The sequence below is a fragment of the Pseudomonas brassicae genome, from assembly GCF_010671725.1.
Taxonomy (GTDB): Bacteria; Pseudomonadota; Gammaproteobacteria; order Pseudomonadales; family Pseudomonadaceae; genus Aquipseudomonas; species Aquipseudomonas brassicae.
The window spans coordinates 1-7,436 of sequence record NZ_JAAHBU010000469.1 but is presented as its reverse complement, the minus strand read 5'-3'; the positions used below and the strand labels follow the sequence as shown (position 1 = coordinate 7,436).

The following is a 7,436-nucleotide window of genomic DNA, read 5'->3' as shown; positions in this document are numbered from 1 at the left end:
CAGACCAACCTGCTGGCGCTCAACGCCGCGATCGAGGCGCGCGTGCCGGCGAGATGGGTCGCGGTTTTGCGGTAGTGGCCGACGAAGTCCGTCAGTTGGCGCAGCGCACCAGCGAGTCGACCGGGCAGATCCACGGCCTGATCGCCAAGCTCCAGCAAACCGCCAGCAATGCGGTACAGACCATGGAAGCCGGCCATCGGCAGGCCGAGGAAGGTGTGGCTCGCGTAATGGAAGCCGACCAGGCACTGGTCGGTATCAGCGAAGCGGTGGCCAACATCACCGACATGACTACCCAGATTGCCGCCGCCACCGAAGAGCAGACTGCCGTGGCGACGAGATCAGCCGCAACATCAGCACCATTGCCCAACTGGCCGACCAGACCTCCGAGCAGGCGCAGCACTCGGCGTTGCTCAGCGAAGCGTTGACCTTGACTGCCACCACCCAGTACTCGCTGGTGGAACGCTTCAACCGCTAACCCTGCGGCGCACAGCCCAGCGGGTTGTGCGCCGACAGCGGCCTACCAGTCGAGCGTCAGCCGGCTTTCGAAATAACGACGCTCACCCGTCAGCGGATCATTGAAGCCCAGGTTGTGCGCCAGCAGCTTGAGCGGCCGTGCGTAGTCATCCGCGCCCTGCAGCACCTGCGGATAGAACGGATCGTTGCAGATGCTCGCCCCCAGCGCAGCCATATGCACGCGCAACTGATGCGTCTTGCCGGTCACCGGCGACAGGCCGTAGCGCCACCATTCACCGTTTTTCTCCAGTACCCGGGCAATGGTCTCGCTGTTGCTCACGCCCTCCACTTCCTGCATGCGGAAAAACGGCTCGCCATTGACCAGCCGGCTCTTGTGCACGAGGGGAAATTCGAGTTCAGGCAGGGCCCGGGCGATAGCCTGGTAATGCTTGTCGATCTGGCGGGTGGGAAACAGCTGCTGGTAGGCCGAGCGGCTGTGCGGGTTGGCGGAAAACAGCACCAGCCCCGCGGTGTGTCGATCAATGCGGTGCAGCGGCACCAGGTGCGGGTTGTCGAGGCGCCGGATAAGACGGCGCAGCAGGGTGTGCTCGACATACTCTCCCGTTGGGGTCACCGGCAGGAAATGCGGCTTGTCGGCCACCACCAGGTGTTCGTCACGGTGCAAGATGTGCTCCTGCACCGGAATCGGTTTTTCGTTGGGCACTTCACGAAAATAGTGGATGCGCAAACCAGGCTTGTACGCCAGCGCCCGGTCAATCGGCGCGCCCAGGGCATCCAACACCCGCCCCCGGCAATGCGATCGAGCCATTGCTCGCGGCTGATCGCCTTGAAGTGGTCGCACAGGCAATCGAGCACGGTGGCCCAGTTACCCGGTGGCAGGCACAAGGTGCTGGCCTGATGCTGGGCTGGATCGAAGGGGACACTCATGAACACGCTCGCCTGGGGTTGGACGGCCATTATCCTGCATGGCCGCCCGCTCAGCCAGCCTGGCTTGCCGCCGCCTCGGTGAACTCCTTGAGCCAGCGCAGCACCTCCACCGCCTCCCAGCGCCCCGGATCGTAGAGCGCATACAGCAAGCCCTGGTACCCCACCACATCCAGCGGCCGGTGATAGCCGGCGCGCTGGAACAGGGCTTCGATCTCGGCAAAGCAGGTATTGAAATGCACCTTGCTGAACGGTGTTTTCCCCTCGGTCACCAGGCCATCCAGGCGCAGCTCGAGGACAGCTTCGCGCACCTGCTCGACGGCCATGCGGTTGACGCTGTACTTCAATTGTTCGACGTTGACCATCGTCCGGCCCCTCTGGCGCAAGCGCTCACCCGATAACTGTATTTGCATACAGTGTATGAATGAACAGTAGTCACTGCAAGCCCGGTAGATAACCGGTGCCCCCGCGCACCGTCAACACTTGCTGGCGCCCCGCCCCTTCGGCGAGGGCCAGGTGAACCCAGCGGTCGAACTCCAGGATCAGTTGATCGAACGCCAGGCCACTGTCAATGACATGCTGCGCCAGCGCGCGCGCGGACATGTCCGCCACCATGATGTCGGCGGCCAGGCCCTGGGTATGCGCGCTGCCCGGCGCTCCGCCGACCCGACGGTTGACCTCGGCGCTGCGGTAGGCACTGCTGACGCGGATCGGGCGCCCAAGCGTGTGACGCAATTGCTCCAGGCACTGGCTCAGGCGGCACAGATTGGCCAGGGCGTCGGGTGAGGGTGAGTTGTCCAGGCCTTCACGCCGGGCCGTGTCGGAAGCCGTCAGTTCTTCTAAGGTGAAATGCGGGCTCAGGTACATGTACGCCACTCCTTGGCGGTTGAACATTCGTCGCAGCCCCATGCTGCCGTGACGATTCTCCAACGCCAAGCGCGCCACCGCACCTGTGTTTGTGCATGCGCATGTAAACGTGCAGAGGGCCTAACGCAGGAACGCCACTACCTGATCCGCGTCGAACGGCCAGTTGAGCTCGGCGCCGGTATCGCAGCGGCGCAATACCGGGATCGACAGGCCATAGCGGTCAAAGTTCGCCGAGTTGTCGGCAATGTCGACCAGCTCGACCAGCAGCCCGTGTTCGACAAAAGGCATGAGGATGGCCTCGGCCAGTTCACACAGGTGGCAGCCCAGGGTGCCGAGCAGTTGTGTTTCGGGAGGCATGGGGCAGTACCGCAAATGCTGGAAACGGATCACCATTCTAGGGGCGCGGACTTGCGCAGTCGAGGCGTGGAAGGCGATGCCCGGCAGCCTGACGCAGATCAATCGTGCGTCACCACAGACGCTTTACCCTGAACGTTTTTTTGCCCACTGCCCGCTATCGTCTACCCGAATGAATTGCGTCACAACCTGGAGCTTGCCGAGTGTTTGCCAACCTGTTGATCATCCTGGCCTCGTCACTGGTCGTCATTGCCCTGTTCAGGCGGCTAAAACTGCCCCCGGTACTGGGCTACCTGTGCGTCGGGCTGTTCGTGGGCCCCACCGCGCTGGACTGGGTGAACGAAAGCGAGGAACTGCCGGACCTGGCGGAAATGGGCGTGGTGTTCCTGCTGTTTTCCCTGGGCCTGGAGTTCTCCCTGAGCAAAATGCTTGCCTTGCGCCGGGTGGTGTTCGGCCTGGGCAGCCTGCAGGTAGTCTGTTCGGCGCTGCTGCTCGCCGGCCTGCTGTCACTGCTCGGCATGCCCGCCGATGCAGCGCTGTTGCTGGGCGCGGGGCTGGCGTTGTCATCCACTGCGATCGTCAGCAAGGAGCTGACCAGCCTTGGTGAAATCTTCAGTAGCCATGGCCAGAACGCCATCGGCGTGCTGCTGTTCCAGGACGTGGTCGCGGTGTTGCTGCTGACGCTGGTGCCGGTGTTCGCCGGTCAAAGCGGACAGGCCTGGTACTGGGCCCTGCCGCTGACCCTGGGCAAGACCGTGATTCTGTTCGTCGGCCTGCTGCTGGCCAGCCGCTGGCTGCTGCCACGCCTGTTCCATGAGGTGGCGCGCTCCCACTCCGCCGAGCTGTTCGTGCTGCTGGCGCTGGTCATCGTGTTGCTCACCGCCTGGCTCACCCACCTGCTGGGCCTGTCACCGGCACTGGGGGCGTTCCTGGCCGGCATGCTGCTGGGCGAGAGCAACTACCGCCACCAGATCGAGGCCGATATCCGGCCGTTTCGCGACATCCTGCTCGGCCTGTTCTTCGTCAGTATCGGCATGCTGATCGACCTGCAACTGTTTGCCAGCCATGGCCTGGCCATCCTCGGCCTGACCCTGGGCTTGCTGGCGATCAAGGGCACGGTGGTGGCGGTGCTGGTCAAACTGCGCGGCAGCGACAGCGAAACCGCCTGGCGCAGCGGCCTGGCCCTGGCCCAGGGCGGCGAGTTCTGCTTTGCGCTGATGGCACAGATGCAACAGACCCACCTGCTGCCCGAAGCCCTCGGCCACCTGCTGCTTGCCGCCACCTTCTGCTCGATGCTGCTCACCCCGCTGATGCTGCGCGGCGCGCCGGCGCTTGCCGCCCGCCTGCACCGCAAACCCAACGAGGAAGTGCAGCTTGAAGAAATCCAGGCGCAGAGCGCTTCGCTCAGCGGCCACGTGCTGATCTGCGGCTACGGCCGTGTCGGCCAGTCCATCGGGCGTTTTCTGCGCCGTGAGCAACACGCTTTCATCGCCCTGGACGACGACCCGGTACGGGTCCAGGAGGCCGCTGCCGGCGAGCACTGCGTGCACTATGGCGACTCACGTCGCGGCGAACTGCTGGCGGCCATCGGCCTGGACCGTGCACGCCTGCTGGTGATCGCGGTAGACCAGACCGACATCGCCATGAGCGTGCTCAAGGCAGCCCGCCAGCTCAATACCCAGGTGCCGATCCTGGTGCGCACCCGCGACGACAGCCTACGCGACGAGCTGCGCGCCGCCGGCGCCACGGCGGTAGTACCGGAACTGCTGGAATCGAGCTGATGCTCGCCTCCCACGCCCTGGTCATGCTGGGCGTGCCACAGCAGCGCGTGCAGCAGTGCATCGACGAAGTGCGCCACAGCCGCTATCGGCTGCTGCACGGCTTCTACCAGGGCGCGCAGACCAGCCCGGTGGACAGTGAGGGACAACCCAAGGTGATGCTGCATGCGGTCACCCTGAATGCCGAGTCGAACGCCTGCGGCCATTCGCTGGTGGAGCTGGACCTGGACATGCTCGGCGTTGAAGTACACACCCTGCAACGCGACGGCCAGCCGCTGTCGGCGACCGCCGACACCCGCCTGCAGGCTGGCGACACCCTGGTGCTCAGCGGCCCGGTGGCCGCCATCGAAGCCTGCCAGGCGCGCCTGCTGCACGGGCGCTGAGGCCGCTCAGTCGTGGCTGGTGGCGCCGATCCTGTGGATCGACAGGTCAGCGCCGTAGTACTCCTGTTCCTGGCTCAGGCGCAGGCCAAGCAGCGCCTTGATGCCGCCATACACGGCAAAGCCGCCAAGCAGCGCCACCCCTACCCCGCCGAGGGTACCGAGCACCTGGCTGCTCAGGCTGACCCCGCCCAGGCCGCCGAGCGCAACCTGGCCAAAGATGCCGCAGGCGATCCCGCCCCATACGCCGCACACCCCGTGCAGTGGCCACACGCCCAATACGTCATCGATTTTCCAGCGGTTCTGGGTCGCGGTGAAACACCACACGAACAGCGCCCCGGCAATCGCACCGGTGGCCAGCGCACCCACCGGGTGCATCAGATCAGAGCCGGCGCAGATCGCCACCAGCCCGGCCAACGGGCCGTTGTGCAAGAAGCCCGGATCATTGCGTCCCACCACCAGCGCGGCCACGGTGCCGCCGACCATCGCCATCAGCGAGTTGACCGCCACCAGCCCGCTGACACCTTGCAAGGTCTGCGCGCTCATGACATTGAAGCCAAACCAGCCAACGATGAGGATCCACGAGCCCAGGGCCAGAAACGGAATGTTAGAGGGTGCGAAGGCCACCAGCTTGCCCTCGCGGTAGCGACCATTGCGCGGCCCCAGCAACAGCACCGCCGCCAGCGCCAGCCAGCCCCCCATCGCGTGCACCACCACAGACCCGGCGAAGTCATGGAAAGCGGCGCCAAAGCGTGCCTGCAGCCAGGCCTGCACGCCAAAGTTGCCATTCCACGCCATGCCCTCGAAGAACGGGTACACCAGCGCCACGATCAGCACCGTGGCGCACAACTGCGGGGCAAACCGCGCCCGCTCGGCGATGCCACCGGAGATGATCGCCGGGATCGCCGCCGCGAACGTCAACAGGAAAAAGAACTTCACCAGGCCGTAACCATGGTCGGCACCGAGGGTCGCGGCCGGGTGCAGAAAATGCACGCCGTACGACAGCCAGTAACCGACGAAAAAGTACGCCAGGGTCGACACCGCGAAGTCACTGAGGATCTTGGACAGTGCATTGACCTGATTCTTGTGCCGCACCGTGCCCACCTCAAGAAAGGCAAAACCGGCATGCATGGCCAGCACCATGACGGCGCCGAGCAGGATGAACAGGGTATTGGAGCCTTGGACCAGTGAGTCCACCGCTGAGAGCAAATGTTCCATGTATTGGGCAGGCCTGCTGAACGAAAAAAGCACCAAAGCGGTTCGAACACATCACGCGCGCACCATCCTGGATCGCATTGCTGTCTTCTCGCGGACGTTGATTGCGCCGGCCTGGAGTTTTTTCCTGGGTTTGTCGTGGATTGGGTTAAGGTTTATCGAGCGGTTGTGCACCGACGCCCGGATTTGGCGCGCACGCCCGCTCGATTGCACCAGGGCAAAGCAAATGCTGTACCAGTGCCGATTGCACTGAACCTTCCACGCCGCCCCGCACTCGAAATCCCAGACGCCCACTCGACACGGAGAGACCCATGGCCAGCAAAACGGCAAAGACTGCTCAAGACATTCTGATGGCAGACTTCCAGACCCTGGTGCGCGACACCGAAAAGCTGCTCGAACACAGCGCCACCCTGGCCGGAGACCAGGCCGACGAGTTGCGCAACCAGATCCACGACAGCCTGTTGCGCGCCCGCCAGAGCCTGCAGCAAACCCAGGAGTCGGTGCGTGAACGTGGCCAGGCAGCACTCAGCGCCACCGAGGACTATGTGCAGACCAACCCCTGGCAATCCGTCGGCATCGCCGCCGGGGTCGGCTTTCTGATCGGCCTGTTGGCCAGTCGTCGCTGAGGTCGGGGGTATGGAGACCGAAACCACCGGCTCGTCCTCGCGGCGCCTGGGCGCAGCAATTCTTGGCCTGCTGCACGGCCACGTCGAACTGTTCGGCATCGAGCTGCAGGAACAGAAGGCGCGCACCCTGAGCCTGCTGCTGTTCGCCGGGCTGGCGCTGGTGTTTGCCCTGCTGTTGCTTACCGGCCTGTCGGCCCTGTTGCTGATCCTGCTGTGGGACAGCTATCGCCTGGCCGGCATCATCGGCCTGTGCGTGTTCTACGGGTTGGCCGCGGTGTTCTGTGGCCTGCGCCTGAAAGCGGCGGTGTTCGACGAATCGTCGCCGTTCCATGCCACCCTCGAAGAACTCGCCAAGGACCGGGAGCGCCTGTTGCCATGAGCCTGCCTGAACTGCCACAAACCACCGATCGACGCGAACTGCGCAAGGCCCTGGTACGCCTGCGCCTGGAAATGCACCGCCAGGAGATTCGGCATGAATCCGGCCAGGTGCTCAAGCCGCTGACGCGCCTGCGCAGCATGGGCGACTCCTTGCAAGGCGGGCTGCAGGGCGGGCTGGGCATCAAGCACGGGCCGCTGTGGGGCATCGGCGCGGTGGTGCTACTGGGGTTTCTGACGGGCAAGGGCGCGCGCAGTGGCAGCCTGACCCGCCTGGCGGGCCTGGGCAGCAGCCTGGCCCCCCTGATCAGGCTGTTCATGCAGTCGGGCAAGCACTAGGGTCTGTATGAAAGCCTTGAGACGAAGGTCAGGCAAGGCGGAAACAGCCGAGGGAGCGGAGCTTACGGGTTGTAAATAAGCATTCCGAGGCTGTTTTCAACGCA

At 64.5% G+C, this 7,436-nt stretch carries 7 protein-coding genes and 3 pseudogenes; 5 read left to right on the top strand and 5 right to left on the bottom strand.

Annotation, left to right across the window (positions count from 1 at the left end; translation table 11 throughout):
* A pseudogene (locus G3436_RS24600) lies at positions 1-475 on the top strand (methyl-accepting chemotaxis protein); the annotation flags it as partial.
* 42 nt (positions 476-517) lie between these two features.
* Here G3436_RS24600 and G3436_RS24595 read toward each other — a convergent pair.
* The 4 genes and pseudogenes from G3436_RS24595 to G3436_RS24580 form a co-directional block, all read right to left on the bottom strand.
* A pseudogene (locus tag G3436_RS24595) lies at positions 518-1,401 on the bottom strand (pseudouridine synthase).
* 50 nt (positions 1,402-1,451) lie between these two features.
* Positions 1,452-1,763, bottom strand: a complete 312-nt coding sequence (locus G3436_RS24590; RefSeq protein WP_163950526.1) for a transcriptional regulator — start codon at positions 1,761-1,763, stop codon at positions 1,452-1,454.
* A 70-nt stretch (positions 1,764-1,833) separates the two neighbouring features.
* Positions 1,834-2,265, bottom strand: coding sequence for a D-Ala-D-Ala carboxypeptidase family metallohydrolase (locus G3436_RS24585; protein ID WP_163950523.1), 432 nt, complete (start codon positions 2,263-2,265; stop codon positions 1,834-1,836).
* Between the two features lie 120 nt (positions 2,266-2,385).
* Positions 2,386-2,622: a glutaredoxin family protein gene (locus tag G3436_RS24580; protein ID WP_279538728.1), complete on the bottom strand. Its 237-nt coding sequence runs from the start codon at positions 2,620-2,622 to the stop codon at positions 2,386-2,388.
* Between the two features lie 200 nt (positions 2,623-2,822).
* On the opposite strand from G3436_RS24580, the pseudogene G3436_RS24575 reads away from it, so the two are divergent.
* A pseudogene (locus G3436_RS24575) lies at positions 2,823-4,780 on the top strand (monovalent cation:proton antiporter-2 (CPA2) family protein).
* A gap of 6 nt (positions 4,781-4,786) precedes the next feature.
* Here the strand turns inward: G3436_RS24575 and G3436_RS24570 are convergent.
* A complete protein-coding gene (locus G3436_RS24570) occupies positions 4,787-5,995 on the bottom strand; it encodes an ammonium transporter (protein WP_163950520.1) in 1,209 nt (402 codons plus the stop codon).
* A gap of 308 nt (positions 5,996-6,303) precedes the next feature.
* Here G3436_RS24570 and G3436_RS24565 point away from each other — a divergent pair, with 308 nt between their 5' ends.
* From G3436_RS24565 to G3436_RS24555, 3 genes are read left to right on the top strand one after another with little or no spacing between them, the layout of a single operon-like run.
* On the top strand, positions 6,304-6,618 hold the full coding sequence (locus G3436_RS24565; RefSeq protein WP_163950517.1) for an ElaB/YgaM/YqjD family protein: 315 nt from the start codon (positions 6,304-6,306) through the stop codon (positions 6,616-6,618).
* A gap of 10 nt (positions 6,619-6,628) precedes the next feature.
* Positions 6,629-6,997 carry a phage holin family protein gene (locus G3436_RS24560; protein ID WP_163950514.1) on the top strand — a complete coding sequence of 123 codons (369 nt, stop codon included), beginning with the start codon at positions 6,629-6,631 and terminating at the stop codon, positions 6,995-6,997.
* Entirely contained in the window at positions 6,994-7,332 is a 339-nt protein-coding gene (locus G3436_RS24555) for a hypothetical protein (protein WP_163950512.1), read from the top strand. The genes G3436_RS24560 and G3436_RS24555 overlap by 4 nt, the downstream gene beginning before the upstream one ends.
* Positions 7,333-7,436 lie beyond the last annotated feature (104 nt).

Coding starts and splice junctions, on each gene's coding strand:
- G3436_RS24570 (WP_163950520.1), bottom strand. CDS start 5,995: ATGGAACATTTGCTCTCAGCGGTGGACTCACTGGTCCAAGGCTCCAAT.
- G3436_RS24565 (WP_163950517.1), top strand. CDS start 6,304: ATGGCCAGCAAAACGGCAAAGACTGCTCAAGACATTCTGATGGCAGAC.
- G3436_RS24590 (WP_163950526.1), bottom strand. CDS start 1,763: ATGGTCAACGTCGAACAATTGAAGTACAGCGTCAACCGCATGGCCGTC.
- G3436_RS24580 (WP_279538728.1), bottom strand. CDS start 2,622: ATGCCTCCCGAAACACAACTGCTCGGCACCCTGGGCTGCCACCTGTGT.
- G3436_RS24560 (WP_163950514.1), top strand. CDS start 6,629: ATGGAGACCGAAACCACCGGCTCGTCCTCGCGGCGCCTGGGCGCAGCA.
- G3436_RS24555 (WP_163950512.1), top strand. CDS start 6,994: ATGAGCCTGCCTGAACTGCCACAAACCACCGATCGACGCGAACTGCGC.
- G3436_RS24585 (WP_163950523.1), bottom strand. CDS start 2,265: ATGTACCTGAGCCCGCATTTCACCTTAGAAGAACTGACGGCTTCCGAC.